The organism is Kribbella italica (assembly GCF_014205135.1).
Lineage (GTDB): Bacteria > Actinomycetota > Actinomycetes > Propionibacteriales > Kribbellaceae > Kribbella > Kribbella italica.
On the sequence record NZ_JACHMY010000001.1, the window covers coordinates 2,052,397 to 2,068,809 of the forward strand.

Annotated in this window: 17 protein-coding genes; 7 read left to right on the forward strand and 10 right to left on the reverse strand. The window is 68.5% G+C overall.

Translation table 11 applies throughout. From position 1 onward, the window contains the following. Position 1: 1 nt before the first annotated feature. From HDA39_RS09625 to HDA39_RS09635, 3 genes are read right to left on the reverse strand one after another with little or no spacing between them, the layout of a single operon-like run. On the reverse strand, positions 2-1,303 hold the full coding sequence (locus HDA39_RS09625) for an ABC transporter substrate-binding protein (protein ID WP_184794877.1): 1,302 nt from the start codon (positions 1,301-1,303) through the stop codon (positions 2-4). A gap of 11 nt (positions 1,304-1,314) precedes the next feature. After that, positions 1,315-2,457 (reverse strand): mandelate racemase/muconate lactonizing enzyme family protein, encoded by a 1,143-nt coding sequence (locus HDA39_RS09630; RefSeq protein WP_184794878.1) that lies wholly within the window; start codon positions 2,455-2,457, stop codon positions 1,315-1,317. A gap of 14 nt (positions 2,458-2,471) precedes the next feature. Next, entirely contained in the window at positions 2,472-3,455 is a 984-nt protein-coding gene (locus tag HDA39_RS09635; RefSeq protein ID WP_184794879.1) for a hydroxyacid dehydrogenase, read from the reverse strand. 106 nt (positions 3,456-3,561) lie between these two features. Here HDA39_RS09635 and HDA39_RS09640 point away from each other — a divergent pair, with 106 nt between their 5' ends. From HDA39_RS09640 to HDA39_RS09655, 4 genes are read left to right on the forward strand one after another with little or no spacing between them, the layout of a single operon-like run. Then, positions 3,562-4,449: a LysR family transcriptional regulator gene (locus HDA39_RS09640; RefSeq protein ID WP_184794880.1), complete on the forward strand. Its 888-nt coding sequence runs from the start codon at positions 3,562-3,564 to the stop codon at positions 4,447-4,449. Further along, complete coding sequence (locus HDA39_RS09645) at positions 4,446-5,255, forward strand: putative protein N(5)-glutamine methyltransferase (protein ID WP_202892922.1); 810 nt, start codon at positions 4,446-4,448, stop codon at positions 5,253-5,255. Before HDA39_RS09640 ends, HDA39_RS09645 begins: the two co-directional genes overlap by 4 nt. Then, positions 5,252-5,716 carry a GNAT family N-acetyltransferase gene (locus tag HDA39_RS09650; RefSeq protein ID WP_184794881.1) on the forward strand — a complete coding sequence of 155 codons (465 nt, stop codon included), beginning with the start codon at positions 5,252-5,254 and terminating at the stop codon, positions 5,714-5,716. The genes HDA39_RS09645 and HDA39_RS09650 overlap by 4 nt, the downstream gene beginning before the upstream one ends. A gap of 43 nt (positions 5,717-5,759) precedes the next feature. After that, a complete protein-coding gene (locus HDA39_RS09655) occupies positions 5,760-6,164 on the forward strand; it encodes a VOC family protein (RefSeq protein WP_184794882.1) in 405 nt (134 codons plus the stop codon). Here the strand turns inward: HDA39_RS09655 and HDA39_RS09660 are convergent. Continuing rightward, positions 6,161-8,161 carry a GTP-binding protein gene (locus tag HDA39_RS09660; protein WP_184794883.1) on the reverse strand — a complete coding sequence of 667 codons (2,001 nt, stop codon included), beginning with the start codon at positions 8,159-8,161 and terminating at the stop codon, positions 6,161-6,163. The genes HDA39_RS09655 and HDA39_RS09660 overlap by 4 nt on opposite strands. 175 nt (positions 8,162-8,336) lie before the next feature. Between HDA39_RS09660 and HDA39_RS09665 the strand changes: the two genes are divergently transcribed. Beyond that, positions 8,337-9,137, forward strand: coding sequence for an aminoglycoside phosphotransferase family protein (locus tag HDA39_RS09665; RefSeq protein ID WP_184794884.1), 801 nt, complete (start codon positions 8,337-8,339; stop codon positions 9,135-9,137). Here HDA39_RS09665 and pyrH read toward each other — a convergent pair. The 3 genes from pyrH to HDA39_RS09680 form a co-directional block, all read right to left on the reverse strand. Further along, entirely contained in the window at positions 9,130-9,837 is a 708-nt protein-coding gene (gene pyrH / locus HDA39_RS09670; RefSeq protein ID WP_337925691.1) for a UMP kinase, read from the reverse strand. The two genes, HDA39_RS09665 and pyrH, sit on opposite strands and share 8 nt — an antisense overlap. 75 nt (positions 9,838-9,912) lie before the next feature. After that, entirely contained in the window at positions 9,913-10,869 is a 957-nt protein-coding gene (locus HDA39_RS09675) for a tyrosine-type recombinase/integrase (RefSeq protein WP_184794886.1), read from the reverse strand. Between the two features lie 57 nt (positions 10,870-10,926). Then, positions 10,927-11,709 carry a maleylpyruvate isomerase family mycothiol-dependent enzyme gene (locus HDA39_RS09680; RefSeq protein WP_184794887.1) on the reverse strand — a complete coding sequence of 261 codons (783 nt, stop codon included), beginning with the start codon at positions 11,707-11,709 and terminating at the stop codon, positions 10,927-10,929. A gap of 472 nt (positions 11,710-12,181) precedes the next feature. Here HDA39_RS09680 and HDA39_RS09685 point away from each other — a divergent pair, with 472 nt between their 5' ends. Next, the gene (locus tag HDA39_RS09685) at positions 12,182-13,156 is read left to right on the forward strand and encodes a methyltransferase domain-containing protein (protein ID WP_184794888.1); all 975 of its coding nucleotides are present in this window, start codon (positions 12,182-12,184) and stop codon (positions 13,154-13,156) included. A gap of 67 nt (positions 13,157-13,223) precedes the next feature. Here the strand turns inward: HDA39_RS09685 and HDA39_RS09690 are convergent, their stop codons facing one another. Beyond that, the gene (locus HDA39_RS09690) at positions 13,224-14,006 is read right to left on the reverse strand and encodes a class I SAM-dependent methyltransferase (protein WP_337925692.1); all 783 of its coding nucleotides are present in this window, start codon (positions 14,004-14,006) and stop codon (positions 13,224-13,226) included. Between the two features lie 137 nt (positions 14,007-14,143). On the opposite strand from HDA39_RS09690, the gene HDA39_RS09695 reads away from it, so the two are divergent. Then, complete coding sequence (locus HDA39_RS09695; RefSeq protein ID WP_184794889.1) at positions 14,144-15,127, forward strand: phosphotransferase family protein; 984 nt, start codon at positions 14,144-14,146, stop codon at positions 15,125-15,127. Here the strand turns inward: HDA39_RS09695 and HDA39_RS09700 are convergent. Together HDA39_RS09700 and HDA39_RS09705 are read right to left on the reverse strand one after the other, a co-directional pair. Next, positions 15,107-15,706 (reverse strand): GNAT family protein, encoded by a 600-nt coding sequence (locus HDA39_RS09700; protein WP_184794890.1) that lies wholly within the window; start codon positions 15,704-15,706, stop codon positions 15,107-15,109. The genes HDA39_RS09695 and HDA39_RS09700 overlap by 21 nt on opposite strands. Beyond that, positions 15,707-16,408 (reverse strand): 4a-hydroxytetrahydrobiopterin dehydratase, encoded by a 702-nt coding sequence (locus HDA39_RS09705; RefSeq protein ID WP_184794891.1) that lies wholly within the window; start codon positions 16,406-16,408, stop codon positions 15,707-15,709. It abuts the gene before it with no gap. Between the last annotated feature and the right edge of the window lie 5 nt (positions 16,409-16,413).

Below are 16,413 nucleotides of genomic sequence, written 5' to 3' on the forward strand. Positions count from 1 at the left end.
GTCACCCCTTCCTGGCCGAGGCCTGGCGGACGTTGTCCTGGTGCTGCTCCATCAGGACGTCGAGCCGCGGCGTGATCCCGTCGATCGCCTCCTGGACCGAGACCTGCCCGAGGAACGTCCGCGGAAGGTCCTGGCCGAGCAGCTGCTTGACCTGGTTCCAGTTCGTCGTCACGTCGAACGGATGACCGCCCGCGATCTTGCCGGCCAGGATGTCCTGCACGATGCCGAGGTTGTCCGGCGGCGGCTTGAACGCGCTACCCGCGGACAGCCGGGCCGGGTTGTTGCGGCCGGCCTCGGCATAGATGTCCAGGGCCCCTTCACTGGTCAGCGTCTTCAGCAGCTTCCAGGCCAGGTCCAGGTCCTCACCACGGACCTTCGCCGGGATCGCGAAGCTCGAACCGGACACCCGCGGCGTACTGCCGGCCGCGCCGGCCGGGAACGGCATGATGTCCCAGTCGAACTTCGCCTTGCGCACGTTCACCACCTGCCACGGCCCGTTGTGCATGAAGGCGACGTTGCCCTCCATGAAGTTGGCCAACGAGCTCTCGGTGACCAGGTTGGCGATCGGCGGCGTCACCTTGTCCTTCACGAACAGGTCGACGACGTACTGGACGGCCTCCATCGCCTCGGGGGCGTTGAGCGCGCTCTTGTCCCAGGCCTCGTTCATCACGTTGCCACCGGCGCAGTAGATCCACGACACCAGGTCGTCGACCGACGGCGCGCAGGTGAAGCCGTACTGGTCCGGCCCGGTCAGCTCCTTGGCCAGGTCGCGGAACGTTGCCCACGACATCGGCACGGTCGGCGACGGCGCCGGGATGCCCTTCGCGGCCAGCAGCGTCTTGTTGTAGTAGATCACCGTCGGCGCGACGTCGAACCCGATCGCGTAGGTCTGGCCGTTGAACGAGCTGATGTCGCGGATCGGCCGGTAGAAGTCGTCGAGGTCGAAGTCCGGATCGCCGGCGATCAGGTCGTCGAGCGGCCGGTGCGCGCCGCGCGCGGCGTACGTCGGGATCAGCCAGCCGTTCAGCGCGGTCACCAGGCCCGCGGTGCCGCTGACCAGTTGGAGGTCGAGTTTGGTCGGGTAGCCACCCGACGGGGTGAGGGTGGGGAGGGACTCGACCTTCAGCTCGCGTTCGACGTACGCGCTGAAGTCCTCCCACACCTTGCGTTCGGCCGGGCTGCTGGACCACATCGCCCAGGCGGCGCCGCTCGATGGACCGGAGGAGCAGCCGGCGGCTGCGGCTCCCAGTCCGGCCAGGCCGGTCAGCTTGAGCAAGCTGCGGCGGGACAGCTGTGTCTGCATCAGGGGACTCCTCAGGTGAAGAGCAGGTCGATCGACTCGGCGCGGATCCGCTCCTCGTCGACCTCGACGCCCAGGCCAGGGGCGGTGGGGACCGTCGCGACGGCCTTGGTGATCGTCAAGCCCTCGACGTACAGGTCGGACAACAGCTCCGGCCCGTTCAGCTCGGCGGGCAGTGCCAGTTCCAGCTGGCTGAACACGTGCAGCGCGGCCGCGAAGCCGATCCCGCAGTCGGTCAGGCCGCTGGACAGAATCTCGAGACCGCCGGCGAGCGCGACCTGGGCGGTCTTCAGCGCGCTGCGCAGACCGCCGGACTTGCAGATCTTCACCACGACCAGGTCGGCGGCGTCGAGCTGGATCGCCCGGGCCAGGTCCTGCGCGGTGAAGCTGCCCTCGTCGATCGCGACCGGCAGGTCGATCAGACCGCGCAGCCGGCGCATCGCCAGCAGGTCGGTGCTCGGCACGGGCTGCTCGACGCAGTGGATCGTCCGGATGTGCCGGGTGCGGTCGAGCAACTGCTTGAGCGCGCTCGGGCGGTAGGACTGGTTCGCGTCGAGCCACAGCGGCTTGGAGCCCGCGACCTCGGCGACCGCCTCGATGATCGCGGCGTCCTGGTCGGGATCGCCACCGATCTTCACCTTGTACGCCGCATAGTCCGACGACTGCTGGGCGTGCTCACGCACGGTCTCCGGAGCGCCGACCCCGATCGCCGAGCAGAGCGGGATCTCGTCGTGCACCTTCCCACCGAGCAACGCGTGCACCGGTACGCCGGCCAGCTTGCCCGCCGCGTCGTGCATCGCGAGATCGACCGCGGCCCGGGCGAACGGGAAGCCGTTCGACACCGCCGGGCTCAGCCGCTTGGCCGCCTGCTGGTGGAACAGCTCGACGTCGAACGGCGTCAGCTCCAGCAGGATCGGGGTCAGGTGCCGGTTGATCACGACTGCGATCGTCTCGGCGGTCTCGTAGCTCCAGGTCGGGAGCGCTCTCTGCTCTCCCCAGCCGACCACGCCGTCCTCGGTCGTCAGCTTCACGAACACGACCGCGCCGGCCTGGTCGGGCCGCTGCTCGGGACTTCCGACCGCGCCGCTGCCGATCACGAACTGCCGGGCGAACGGCACGGCGACGGCGAAGACCTCGACCTGTTTGATTCGTGACATCTCTGGCTCCCGTCTCAGGCTTGGATCGACCAGGACGCCGGGTCGACGTGGCTCGGGCCCTTGGTGCCGTGCTCGAGATAGTCGAGGACGTCGCCGATCACGTAGCCGGCCAGTGCGAGGTGACCCTCTTCGGTGTCGCCGGCCACGTGTGGCGTGAGCAGCAGGTTCGGTGCCTCGAGCACCTTCTGCTCCAGCGTCGGCGGCTCGGGGTCGTACACGTCGAGCGCGGCGTAGATCCGCCCGTCGAGTGCGTGCTCGAGCAACGCCTGCTGATCGATCGCTGGGCCGCGCGACGAGTTGATGACGACCGCGCCGTCCGGCAGTTGCTCGATCAGCTTCCGCGTCACCAGGCCTTTGGTCTCCGGTACGTCGGGCACGTGCAGGCTGACGAATCGGGACTGCAGCGTCTCCTCCAGCTCTGCCCGTCGTACGCCGAGCCCGGCCGCGCGCTCGTCGCTCAGGTACGGGTCGTAGACGACGACGTCGCAACCGAACGGCTTCAGCAACGTGATCAGCGCCCGCGCCGTCGAGCTCGCGCCGAGGATCCCGACCTTCGCGCCGGCCACCTCGTGCCCGCGGTACGCCGTCTGCTTCCAGCCGCCTTCGCGGATCGCGCCGTCGAAGCGGGGGAGCCGGCGGGCCAGTGTGAGCATCGCGGCCAGGCAGTACTCGCCGACCGACCACGCGATCCGGCCGCCGGCGGTGAAGACCGCGACGCCCTGGTCGAGGATCACCGGGTCGACCAGCTTCTTCACCGAGCCGGCCGCGTGCGCGACGGCCTTGGGGCCGGTGCCGTCCGTCCAGATCGCCTTGTCCAGGTGGGGCGTACCCCAGCTGGTGAGTACGACGTCGGCGTCGCGGGAGAGCGCGACCACCGTCTCCGGGCTGGTGTCCGGCGCCCAGGTCACCGCGAACCGCTGCTCGATCAGCTCCCGGGTGTGCGGGGCGATCACGTCCTCGGCGCGTTCCGGGGTCATCAGCACGGCCAGCTTGGTCACTTCGGCTCCTCACCGGTCGACGCGGGCTGTCGACCTGGTCCGAAGGTAAGGGCTTTCCGTTATGCTCGTCCAAGCCCGATTCCGCATCGATCGATACCGAGGGCGCATGGACCTGTCACTGCAGCAACTCCGCGGCTTCGTCGCGGTCGCCGAGGAGCAGCACTTCGGCCGCGCCGCCCAGAAGCTGAACATGACCCAGCCGCCGCTGACCCGCCAGATCCAGGCCTTGGAGCGCGCTCTCGGCGTGAACCTGTTCGACCGGACCGGCAGGGGAGTGCGGCTCACCGCGGCCGGCGGCGTCTTCCTCGAGCACAGCCACCGGGTGCTCGCGCTGCTGGAGGTCGCGCCCGAAGCGACGCGGCGTGCGGCCGACGGGCAGACGGGGACGCTGCGGCTCGCGTTCACGGCGATCGGCGCGTACGCCGTACTGGCTGATTTCCTGGCGATGGTGAACCGGCGGATCCCGGCCGTCAGCGTCGAGCTGACCGAGCTGGTCAGTCCCGACCAGTACGAGGCGCTCGCGAACCTGGAGATCGACATCGGCCTGGTCCGGCCGCCGATCCCGGACGGGTTCGAGTCGCTGCTCGTGCACACCGAGGACCTCGTGCTCGCCGTACCGGCTGATCACAAGCTCGCCAGTGGGTCGACGGCCGTGTCCCTGGCGGACGTCACCGACGAGTACATCGGCTACAGCCCCGAGGGATCGCGCTACCTGCACGACATCTGCGCGGCGATGATCGGCATGAACCGGTACGCCGTGAGCCAGCTCGCCTCGCAGGTCCCGACCATGCTCGCGCTGGTGCGAGCCGGTCTGGGGTGCGCACTGGTCCCACGGTCGATCATGGCGATGGGCGTCGAAGGCGTCCGCTACCGCGAACTCGACGCCGCCGACGCCCACTCGGTCACCCTGCACGCCTGCTGGAGCCCCGACAGCCCGAACCCTGCCCTGCAACGTCTGGCAGAGTCACTCCGACTGGAGGAACAGAACCCTTGATCGATCCGGCCGCCTCCCAAGTACCGGCCAGCGACGCGAGCGCGTTAGTCCTCGCGCTCCGGGCCGCCGGTTGCGTGTTCGCCGAGGAAGAAGCCGACCTCATCCTCTCCACCGCCAACGATCCCGGCGAAGTCTCACGCATGGTCGCCGAACGCACCTCCGGCCTTCCCCTCGAACAGGTCCTCGGCTGGGCCTCCTTCCACGGCGTCCGCGTCCTGATCGACCCCGACGTCTTCGTCCCCCGCCGCCGCACCGAGCACCTGGTCGACGAAGCAATCGCCCGCTGCCCTGCCGACGCGGTCGTGGTCGACCTCTGCTGCGGCTCCGGCGCCCTCGGCCTCGCGGTCTCAACCGCCGTACCAAGCGTGCGTCTGTCCGCCGCCGACCTGCACCCAGCCGCCGTACGCAACGCCCGCCGCAACCTCCCCACCGCCCAGGTCTTCGAAGGCGACCTGTACGACGCCCTCCCCACCACCCTCCGCGGCCACGTCGACATCCTCCTCGCGAACGTCCCTTACGTACCGACCGACGACGTCCAGTACCTCCCCGCCGAAGCCCGCCTCCACGAACCCCGCCTAACCCTCGACGGCGGCCCCGACGGCCTGACCCTCCTCCGCCGAGTCGCCGCCGAAGCCGCGAGCTGGCTCACCCCAGGCGGCCACCTCTTCACCGAATCCAGCGCCGAACAGGCCCCCCTCGCAGCGCAGATCCTGTCCGACGCAGGCCTCGAACCGACCATCAGCACCGACGAGGACGACTTCGGTACGACGGTCATCGGTACGGTCCGTCGTACGCTTCACCGATGAGCGAACTGACTGTCCGGACTGCGACCGCAGGTGACCTCGACGGCGTTGTCGCGTCCTGTAGCGCGCTGTTCGCCGAGGACGCGGGAACGCGTGATCCGTTGCGGAACAAGAACTGGCCCGCGACGTACGGCGGCGAGTGGGCGAGCGGGCTGGTCGCGGACCCGCAGTCTCTGGTGCTCGTGGCAACGACCGGCGGGGTGGTCGGCCATCTGATCGGAAAGTTCCTGCCGGCGTCCGAGATGTGGACCGCGCCGCGCGCCGAGCTGGTCAGCATGTACGTCCGCCCAGAAGCGCGGGGCGGGGGAGTCGCGGGCCGACTCATCGACGGCTTCGTCGCCTGGGCTCAGGAGCGCGGCGCGGCCCGGCTCGAGGTCAGTGCGTACGCCGCCAACGAAACGGCACTACGCGTCTACCAGCGGCACGGATTCCGGCCTCACTCGGTCCTGCTGACCACCGATTGAGAGGCGTCGGGAACTGTCCGTCGGCGTTGGTAGCGTCAGGGCAATGGACGGACTGACTCTTCAGGTCACCTCGGTGACCATCATGGCGCCCGACCCGCGGGCGCTGGCGGAGTTCTACGCGCGGCTGCTCGGGCGACCGGTGACGACCAGCGAGGGACCGCGCGAAGGACACCCGGCGGCCGACGGCTGGGCGCAGATCCGCGCGGCCGAGGGCACCGGCGAGGTGACGCTGAACTTCGAGTACGAGGAGCAGTGGAAGCGCCCGCGCTGGCCGGCCGAGGCCGGAGCGCAGAACGCGAGCCAGCACCTCGACATCGCGGTCGACGACCTGGACAAGGCGACGCAGCACGCCATCGCCCAGGGCGCCGTTCTCCCGGAGTACCAGCCGCAGGAGTCGGTCCGCGTGCTGCTCGACCCGGCCGGTCACCCGTTCTGCCTGTTCGTCTAGACCCGCCTGAGCACGTGCAAGAGGTACTCCCGCCGATTCAGCGGATCGTGATCGGTGCGCTCCCTGCGCGGGACCGCACCGGTCACGGGCTGGTACCTCTCGAACGCCGACTCCAGCACGCCTTCGCCGCGGGTGAGCGCGGGAAGCTGCTGCTCCAACTGGTAGACCGCGGCCGCGGGGATCTCGCCCTCCAGCACCGACGTACCGGTGTCCAGCGCCGGCACGCGCGGGATCGCGCGCAGCTTGGCGAGGGCGGCCAGCACCCCACGGACGGTGTCGGTCGGGATCTCCAGCTGGAACCGGTGCATCGGCTCGTGCACAATCGTCCCCGCTTGGCGTAGCGCGGTCGTCAGTACGAGGGGCGTCAGCAACCGGAAGTCCCCGGCCGTGCTCGACATGCTCTTGTCGAACACCGCGTGCGCGTGGCTCTGCCGCGCCGAGTAGCCCGAGTGCGTCATCACCACCCGCGCGTCCGGAATCTCCCAGCCGCACAGCCCCTGCTGCAGCGTTTCATGCACGGTCTCCTCGACGGCCTTGATGAATGCGTACGGCATCGACCCGAGCTCGACCTCGAGCGCGAACGAGACGCCCGCACCGGTCGGAGCCGGCTCGACGCGCAGGCCGATGGTCGCCAGGAACGGGTTCGGGTCGACCTTGTTGAACTCGACCGCCGCCCCGATCCCGTCGATCCGCTCGATGTGGATCGTCGTGGTCTCCCGGAAGGTGACATCCAGGCCGTACTCCGTGGCCAGGGTGGTCTGGATGACCTCCTTCTGCACCTCGCCGTACAGCGAGACCGAGGTCTCCTGCCGTACGTCGTCCTGCCGAAGATTGATCAACGGATCCTGCTCGGCGAGCTGGGAGAGCGCGCTCTGCAAGTTCCCGCGGTCGGACGCCCGCGCCGGGAGCACGACGGTCTCGAGCGTCGGGGGAGCGAAGAACGCGCTCTCTTTCCGGCTCTCGTGGCCAGGGCAGTGATCGGTGGTCACCTCGTCACCGACCCGCACCTCGCTCAGGCCCCAGAGCTTGCCGATCTGACCCGCCGCGACGCTCGCGCGGGTGGCCGTCGTACCGGCGTCGAATACGCTGATCGCGGTCACCTTGGCCTCCTGATCGCCCCGGAACCGCAGCCGGTCGCGCGTGCGCAGCTCACCGCTGAACATCCGCACGTACGCGACCTTCTCGCCCGCCGGGCCCCGCTCGACCTTGAACACCGACCCGTTGACCGGCGCCGACCTGTCGCCGACCGGTGCCGGCAGCAACTCCCGGATCCCCGCGATCAACGGCTCGGTCCCGGCGCCGGTGATCGCCGACCCGAAGTACACCGGATGCACCACTGCACGCCGCGTCTGCTCGGCCAAACCGGCCCGAAGCGCCTCGCCGGAGAGCGCGTTCTCGTCCTCGACGTACGTCGCGAGCAACCGATCGTCGTGCTCGGCGAGCAGATCCACCAGGCTCAACGAGAACCTCGCATCACCCGGCCCGTACGGCGTGAAGCCCGCACCCGCCGTCCCGAGCTCACTGGTCGTCCCCATCGCCACGACGTCCGGCGAGAGCTTCGCGGCCAGGTCCTCCATCAGCGACTCGTACCGCGCACCGGCCCGGTCGATCTTGTTGACGAAGATCACCGTCGGGATCCGCAGACGCTGCAGCGTCCGCATCAGGATCCGCGTCTGCGCCTGGACGCCCTCGACCGCCGACACCACCAGCACGGCGCCGTCGAGTACGCCGAGCACCCGCTCCACCTCGGCAATGAAATCCGGGTGGCCGGGAGTGTCGATCAGGTTCACGGTCACGTCGCCGAGCGCGAACGAGACCACGGCCGACTTGATCGTGATCCCGCGCTGCCGTTCGAGCGCGAGCGAGTCGGTCTGGGTACTGCCGTCGTCGACGCTACCGACCGCGTCGATGACCCCGGCGGCGTACAGCAGCCGCTCGGTCAGGCTGGTCTTACCGGCGTCGACATGCGCCAGAATCCCCAAGTTCAGTGTTTTCACGCAGCTTCATGTCCCTTGTGCAGGTGTGGAGGCGGACCGAGGTGGACATGAAACGAGGTCGCATCTCTCGGCGCTCCTTCTCTGCGGGACAGGTCTCTGGAGTACAGCAGTTGACCGCGCACCCGGGCAACAGGTTTCTTGGTACCCCCAGACCCTGTGCCCCGGAGGCGCCCAGTTGATCGATCTGCCATCCCACCTCGGAGCCGTCGCATCCGTCGAGCCCGTCCAGGGCTTCTTCGGCAACGAGACCTTCCGCGTCCGTACGACGGCGGGGGAGACGTACTACTACAAGTCCGGCCCAGGCATGTCCGCCGAAGCCCAGGCCTGTGCTCTCGCCACCAGGGCCGGAGTCCCCGCGCCACAAGTAGTTGCCGGCACCCCGGAGTACTTGATCCAACGCGCGGTCCCCGGCGCGCCCGTCGACGCCGCCAACTTTATGGTCCTCACCAGCCTCGGCCAGGCACTCGCCAAACTCCACCAGCTCCAAGGCGATGGCTTCGGCCTCCTCAGCGCTGACCGCCATCCCACCTGGACAGCCTGGCTGACCACCCAGGTCACCTCTCTGCACAGCCTCGTCAACGCCGGCCTCCTCCCCGAAACCCACCGCGCCCGCCTCGTAGACCTGGTCGCCACCAGCACCCGGGAGCCCGACTCACCAGTCCTCCTCCACGGCGACCTGCACCCCCGCCACGTCTACACATCCAACAACACCCTCACCGGCATCATCGACTGGGGCGACGCCCTGTACGGCGACCCCCTCTTCGACCTGGCCCGCTTCTCCATCGCCGGCCCCGAACCAACCACCCCAGTCCTCACCGCCTACGGCCTCGACCTCACCCCCGAACTGCAGCGCACCTTCGCCCTCTACCGAGCCGTCTGGTCAGCCATGGTCTGCCGAGTAGAACTAGAAGCCGGCGGCGACTGGTTCCAAGCCCACCTGGACCGCATCGCCCACGACCTCACCACCCTCAACTGACCAGCGTCCCCACCTGCTCCCCACGACAAATCGCCGTCGCAGCCCCCGGTGCGTCGATATCGAACACATGCAACGGCAACCGATGATCCCGCGCCAGAATGAACGCCGACTGATCCATCACCCGCAACCCCCGATCGATCACCTCCTGATACCCCAACCGCCCGAACCGCCGCGCTCCCGCCACCTGATTCGGATCCGCGTCGTAGACGCCATCAGCCCCGTTCTTCGCCACCAGCAGCGCATCCGCCCCCAGCTCCACCGCCCGCTGCACCGCCGGATAATCGGTCGTCGTGAACGGCTGTCCGTTCCCACAACCCAGCAGCACGATCGCCCCCTTCTCCAGATGCCGCATCGCCCGCAGCCGGATGTACGGCTCCGCCAGGTTGTTGATCGGGATCGCCGTCATCAACCGCACGTCGACGTCCCCGAGCGCGGCAATCCGTCCGCGCAGCAGGACAGCGTTGATCACCGTCCCCAGCATCCCGATGTTGTCCGCCTCGACGCGGTCGATACCCCAGTCCTCGGCCCGGTTCCCTCGGAAGACGTTCCCTCCGCCGACCACCACCGCAACCTGTACGCCGGTCGCGCGAGCCGCCAGCACCTCAGTGGCCAGGTGCGTCAACCGATCACTGCTGAACCCGAACTCGGCCTCGCCGGCGATCGCCGCTCCTGACAGCTTCAACACCACGCGTTCGAACACGATCTCTCCTCGCACAGGGGTCGGGGTCGCCCGCATTCTGCATCTTCCTTGGGGCAACCGTCCTGCCTACCCGGCTCACGGGTCCAGGACCTTGTCGAGGGTTTGGTAGGTGCGGTTGCTGGCGGTGGCGGCTCGGCGTTCCCGGCCGGTGGCTTCGATGTAGTTCTGGCTGGTGGCCAGGCTGGCGTGGCCCAGGAGGGCCATGATTTCGGAGGCGGTGGCGCCGTCTTCGGCCAGGCGGGTGGCGAAGGTGTGGCGGAGGGCGTGGAGGTTGGCGCCGACGGGGACCCGGTCGTGGAGGCCGGCCCAGCGGTAGCAGGACTTCACCAGGTACTCCAGGCCGCCGCGGCCGATCGGGTCGCCGGTGCGGTTGAGCAGGAGTTTGGTGGAGCGGCTGGTCCGGCGGCTCGGGAAGCGGCGTTCGCAGGAGTCGGCGTACGCCTCGATGATGCGTTCCATGATCGGCTCGACCGGGATCGAGCGGTCGCGGCTGCCCTTGCCGTGGACGTGCAGGCGCATCTCACCCGGTCGTCCGGCCAGCGAGTCGGTGGTCAGCGTGCGCATCTCCGCCGAGCGGAGGCCCGCGACGAGCCCGAGCGCGATCACCAGCAGATCGCGCTCGGGCCAGGGATCGCGTGCGCGGCGGTCGCCGTCGGCGGCGGACTTGAGCAACCGCTCCGGTGTGTCCTCGCCGCGGAGAGGCTTGGGGGACAGGGGAGGGGTCTTCGGCCGCGCGACCGCGCCCATCGGGTTGCCGGCGAGCAGCCCGTCGGACACGCAGAAGGTGAGGAACTGGTTCCACGTCGACCACGCGCGCAGCACCGAACTCTTCGCGTGGTCGTCGGCGAACGCGCCGAACGCCGTACGCAGTGCTGGTGCCGTCAGCTCGTCGACCTCGAGCCGCTCAGGGGCGTCGGTCAGCAGCGCGGTGATGCCCGCCAGGTCGCGGCGGTACGCGTCGGTCGTGTGGGGCGAGTCCTTGCGCGGCCGCCGCGCGGCGAAGAACGCGGCCTGAGCTTCGAGCACCAGCATGCCGCATTCCTACCGGACGCCGCCGACAGTTTCCCTACCCGTTGCTCAGAGCAACCATTACTCGATCTCGGTGGTCCAGTTCATCTGCTCGATCCAGTACTCGAACAGCGCCCGATCGCCGTGGATCTCCAGCGCGGGAGTCTCCTCCAGCGGCCGGCGCCGGCTCAGCACGAGCAGCAGATCGGTCGCCGGACCGCGGACGGCGACGTCGGCCTTGGCGTGGGTGTGTTCCAGCACGACCTTGTCCGGCTCCCGCCGCGTCACCCATTCGCCCGGCGCGTCGGTCGTGTGGAGGTGCAGCGTCTGGCCGTTCCCGCTCATCGCCTTGGCGTAGCGCGACTTGCTCGCCCAGTACGTCGGGGAGGTCATCGTGTCGAGCCAGTCCTCGATCGCCTCCACCGCATGCTCCGGCGGCAGCTCGTACGCCGTACCGACCGCCGACGCCGCGTCCGCCCGGTGCACGCAGGCCTCACCGAACAGTCGACGCGCCCAGTACGGACCACCCGCGACGCCGCCGTTCGGATCCCACACGGTCGGGTCGTCGCCGGCCGCGTCGTACGCCTGCTTGGCCTCGGCCGCCGTACCGTTCAGCCACGCACCCCACTGACTCGAATCCGCCGGCGCCGGTACGTACGCGGCGAACGCCGCACTCGGATCGGTCAACTGATCGGCGACGAGCGTCGTCACCATCCGGTGCGTGCCGCCGACGTGGTCGACGAGGTCGGCCAGAGTCCACTCCGGGCAGGTCGGCACCGGCGTTGTCGCATCCTTGCCGTCCACCCACTCGGCGAACGTGCTCGTCTGGGTGACGACGCTGCTCAGAAATGCGGACGTGTCCATCGCGGTGTCCTCCGGATGCCTTGGCGATTTCTGCTCACCGTACTTCACGCGGGCGGCCGCGCCGCGGGAATCAGGGCAGGGGAGGAGGGCCTTGACAAACGGAGCCCGCGCTCCCGGGCGCCAACGGACGGGGGAGGCGACGAGCCTTCGGACTCTGGGAGAACGGAGCACGCCGTGGCTTGTCGACACCGACCTCGTACGCTTGCGCCAACAGTTGCCACCAGCAACTATAAGTGCTGCATAATGGTGATTATGCATGACGGAACAGGTCCAGAAGGGGTGACATCCCCCCTGGGGGACCGTCTGAAATTCACAGGCGAACTCCGGCCGAGCTGTGGCAGGATCGCTCGTATGTACAGTTTCTTCCGACTGGGCTAGCTGTCCGCTGGCCAGTTCGAGGCGTGTCGCCCGCGGCTAGCGAGGCGGGAATCGGTCGTTCGATCGTTCCCGACAGCTACCGGGAAGAATCGTCATGCCCTTCACCAGGGTCCTCGTGCGTACCGTCACGGGCCTGGAGCACCTGGCCGCCGCCGAACTGACCAGCGCCGGCCACCGCGTGCTCGATCTGTCCAAGCGCCAACTCGTCGTCGATGCCACCCAGGTAATCCTCAGCGAACCACCGAAACTCGCCGACGATCTGTTCCTGATCGGCGCCTCCGTCGACGATCCAGGCCGCACGAAAGACGCGCTCAAAGCTCTCACCAGACAACTCCGCCGACAGTTGGTCGTCCCGTTGCCGCACGACGAACCGTTCGCCGTCAGCGCGTCGTACGTCGGCAAACGCACCTACAACCGGTACGACGTCGAAGACCTCGTCGGCGCCGTCATCGCCGAACGCACCGGCGCGCGATATCACTCACGCCGTACAAGCACGCCACCAGAACACCGGACCGACTGGCGCGTCGTACTGGACGGCGATTCAGTACACGTTGGCGTCCGGCCTTTCCCAGCGCCGCTCCACAGACGCAACTGGCGACAGCACACCGTCCCAGGCAGCCTGCACCCGCCGGTCGCCGCCGCCATGGCCCAGTTGGCCGGCCTCGAACCAGGCCAAGTTGTCCTGGATCCATTCTGCGGCGCCGGCACGATTCTCATCGAAGCCCAGCGACTCGAACCTGGCGCTGAATACGTCGGAGCCGACCACGCCGAAGCCTCCCTGAGAGCCGCTGAGAGAAACGCCGCCAGCATCCAGTGGCAACTCGGCGACGCCCAGAGCCCGCAGATCGCCGCTGACAGAATCCTGACGAATCCGCCGTGGGACGTCCGGCTGACCATCGGCAACCTGACGCCGTACCTGAACAGCTGGCACCACGCCGACTCGGTCGTCGCAATCGTCAACCAGCACCAGGTCGCAACACTCACCGGACATCCAGCCTGGAACACCGGATCAGTGCACAATCTGAGCCTCGCAGGCCTCCACCCGACCATCGTCGTACTGCGCCGATAATGGACATTATGTCAACTACTAGTCTGCGTATCGCATCAGATGAGTCACGGCGGCTACGGCTTGGCCCCTACCCCGGCCCACCCTTGCTTGCGACCACCGTGTAGTTCTCGGACTCGGGATCGAACGTGCTCACTTCTGTCCGGAGGCCGGCCCGGTGCAGTTCGGCTTCGAGGTCCTCGTGTCGGTAGGGCCAGCAGGACAGCAGTTCCGAGCGGACAAGGACCGACCCAGTCGCATCGACTTGCGCGATCGCGATCTCGATGTGGTGCTCGTCCTCCCACTGTGGCGCGATCTCCCAGCGGTAGACCACGACGGCATCGCGATCGTTTCGGCGGACGAGTCGGTCGCCGATGTCGAGCCGGGAACCTCTGGACCTCACGAGTTCCCAGGTGCGGGAGGTGAGTACCAACCGCCCGCCAGGGCGCAGAAGCCGTGACATCGACTCCAGAGCAGCTCCCCTGCCTGTCGCGCCCGCGGCGTGGTGGAGCGAGTTGCCGACGCAGAACACCAGGTCGAATGTGTCGTCGTCGAAGTGGTTAGGCAACTCTTCCCAGTTCGCCTGCAGGGCCCGGACTGATGTCCCGTACTCCTCAGCCAACTCTGCCGTCCGGCGGACCATCCCTTCGCTGGCGTCCGTCGCGACAACCTGCAGGCCACGACCGGCGAGGCCAACCGCCAACTGCCCGGTTCCGCACGAACAGTCGAGGACGTGAGCGTTCGACGGCAGGAGACCGAGGACGTCATCGAACGACGCAGCGAAGTCGGCCGGCGGCAACTTCGCCTCCGAGATGAGCCATTCGTACACCTCGGCCAGCACGTCATATTCCGTCACAACCACGACCTCCGTCACGCGGCAGACCCACTGTGGGACGTCAGTCCACCAGCGGAGCAAGCCGGACACCACTGGTTTTCGCAAGGACAACCAGTCCGCGGAGGTCAGTGGGAAACCGGTGTCGCCCCACTCCCCTGACGCATAGGCTCGCGGTCATGACCGACGGCGGCTGGGCTACCGATCCGGCGCTGCTGAGGACGCTGGCGGCCGCGGGGCTGCCGGCGAGCGGGCGCTTTCTTGCGAAGGCCGGGTGGGTCAGCCGTGTGTGGGTTGGCGACGAGTACGTCGTACGGCTGAACAACGGACTGTTCCGTGACGCGTACCGCCACGAAGCAGAGGTCGTCGACCTGCTGGTCGGTAGTGAGGTCCCGCACGCCCGGCGTCTTGCGCACGGTGACGGCCCGGACGGACCGTGGTACATCTCCGAACGACTGCCCGGCCGATCGCTGCACGAAGCGTGGCCGTCGGCGGATTCGGCCACGCGCCAGGCGATCATCGAGAGCCTCGGCGCTGCCTTGCGCGCGCTGCACCGCGTTCCTGTCCCGGCCGGCCTGTTGCCGCCCTGGCTGAGCGACGCGCTCGCTGGGGGGAAACCGTGGCATGCGTACCACCCGCCCGTGGTGAGCGCGACGCTCCAGCAGGTCGAGGCTGCCCGGCGACTGCCCGGAAATGACTCGGGCTTGCTCGCGGACGTCGCCGATTGGGTCCAGGAACGGCTGGCGTTGTTCGCCTCCGACGAACCGGTCCTCGTCCATGGTGATCTCCATGGATCCAACGTGATGGTCGACCAAGGACGCGTCACCGGTCTGATCGACTTCGCGGAGGCTTTGGCTCAGCCGGCGGATGCCGAGCTCGACACGATCCTGCGCTGGTGCGCGCGGCCGCGAGAGTTCCCACCGACACCCGACGGACGCGGGCTCGACGAGACCACACTCGCAGAAGTTCCCGGATGGATGTACGGCGCGTACCCGGAGCTGTTCGAGCGCGAGCACCTGCGCGAGCGGCTGAACTTCTACGACATGACCATGGAAATCGCGCTGTATGCACACCACCCCCAGCCCGACGTCCGTCGAGTGGCGCGGGACCGCATCGCTCCCCTGCTGTCAGGCCACAACCATCTAGACGGACTCGTCTGGTAGGACCGTCTTCACCATGACGCAGTTCTTCAGGCCTTTGGGGCGGTCGTAGGTGAAGCCGAGGCGCTCGTAGAGCCGGCGGGTGCCGTTGTAGAGGAACGACGACGACATCTTCTTGGTCTGATTGGTCAGGTCGTGCGGATAGCTCTCGACGCGGCCACCGCCGGCCCGGGCGATCAGGTCGAGTGCACCGGTGATCGCCAGCTCCGTCACGCCCTGCCGCCGGTGCCGCTTGTCGACGAAGACGCAGGTGATGCGGTAGTCGGGATCCGCGGTCTTGGTGGCGTCGTACTGCTTGCGGTGGTGGAGGGTGGGCAGTTCGACCGGCGTACCGTACTCCGCCCACGCGATCGCCTCGTCGCCGTCCATCACCAGTGCGGCGTGCGCCTTGCCCTGCTCGACGTACGCCTTCTTCAGAGCCCGATTGACCTCGGCGCCCTGGCCGCGCTCAGGGCCGTCAGGGTGAAACCAGATGCACCAGCAGCCGCCGAAGATGCCGTTGTGCCGCTGCACCAGCGCATCGAAGGCCGGCCAGGTCTCAGGGCTGAGCGGCGCGATGGTGTACGACGAATTGGTGGTCATTCAGTCCTGCTTCGCGGCGGATGCGTCGAAGCACACGACTCCCCTGTTGCCGTCCTGGTCGGCGATCACGGTCTGCGCGGGTGCGTTGCTGTCGTCGACGATCGTCCCGCCTGCGGCGAGGGCGGCGGCGATCCGTTGCGCGGCCACCTCGGGCGCCACGTAGACCTCGAGGTGGAACCGTGGGCTGTCCGGTGAGCCGGCGTCGCCGAACCACAGGTTCGGTACTCGTACCGTGGCGTCGCGGATCTCGTCGCTCGGGGTCCCCCGGCCCTGGGCCTCGGCGCTCCCGGTCAGCAGGGCGGCCCACACCGGGGCGATGGTCGCGGAGTGGGCGGTGTCGAGACCGAGCTCGATCTCGCTGACGGAGGCCGGGTCCGCGGTGAGTTTGTGGTCGGCGGCGAGCTCGGTGATCCGTCGCGCGAGGTCGACGTCCTGCTGGGTCACCCATTCGACGATGAGCTCCGTGCCGTCATCGTCGCGGTAGACGGCGTCTTCGGTGACCAGCTCGAGGTCGACGTACCCCTTGCCGATCGCCACGCGCGGGTGGTGGCCGAGCGTGTCCCCCGCGCTCCCCACCGCGGCGACGAACCGTACGCCGGTGCCGAAGTCGGGAATCACGTAGCGGGCATGCAGCCCCTGGGCGAGCTTGCGCCAGTCGGCCAGGTGCGCCGCGGCGATCTGGTCGCCTTTCAGCATGTCCATGGACG

What these genes read in the sequence shown, in the direction of transcription:
- HDA39_RS09675 (WP_184794886.1), bottom strand. Translation starts at nt 10,869, where the DNA reads ATGCTGGTGCTCGAAGCTCAGGCCGCGTTCTTCGCCGCGCGGCGGCCG.
- HDA39_RS09655 (WP_184794882.1), top strand. Translation starts at nt 5,760, where the DNA reads ATGGACGGACTGACTCTTCAGGTCACCTCGGTGACCATCATGGCGCCC.
- HDA39_RS09630 (WP_184794878.1), bottom strand. Translation starts at nt 2,457, where the DNA reads ATGTCACGAATCAAACAGGTCGAGGTCTTCGCCGTCGCCGTGCCGTTC.
- HDA39_RS09685 (WP_184794888.1), top strand. Translation starts at nt 12,182, where the DNA reads ATGCCCTTCACCAGGGTCCTCGTGCGTACCGTCACGGGCCTGGAGCAC.
- HDA39_RS09700 (WP_184794890.1), bottom strand. Translation starts at nt 15,706, where the DNA reads ATGACCACCAATTCGTCGTACACCATCGCGCCGCTCAGCCCTGAGACC.
- HDA39_RS09680 (WP_184794887.1), bottom strand. Translation starts at nt 11,709, where the DNA reads ATGGACACGTCCGCATTTCTGAGCAGCGTCGTCACCCAGACGAGCACG.
- HDA39_RS09625 (WP_184794877.1), bottom strand. Translation starts at nt 1,303, where the DNA reads ATGCAGACACAGCTGTCCCGCCGCAGCTTGCTCAAGCTGACCGGCCTG.
- HDA39_RS09695 (WP_184794889.1), top strand. Translation starts at nt 14,144, where the DNA reads ATGACCGACGGCGGCTGGGCTACCGATCCGGCGCTGCTGAGGACGCTG.
- HDA39_RS09705 (WP_184794891.1), bottom strand. Translation starts at nt 16,408, where the DNA reads ATGGACATGCTGAAAGGCGACCAGATCGCCGCGGCGCACCTGGCCGAC.
- HDA39_RS09640 (WP_184794880.1), top strand. Translation starts at nt 3,562, where the DNA reads ATGGACCTGTCACTGCAGCAACTCCGCGGCTTCGTCGCGGTCGCCGAG.
- HDA39_RS09650 (WP_184794881.1), top strand. Translation starts at nt 5,252, where the DNA reads ATGAGCGAACTGACTGTCCGGACTGCGACCGCAGGTGACCTCGACGGC.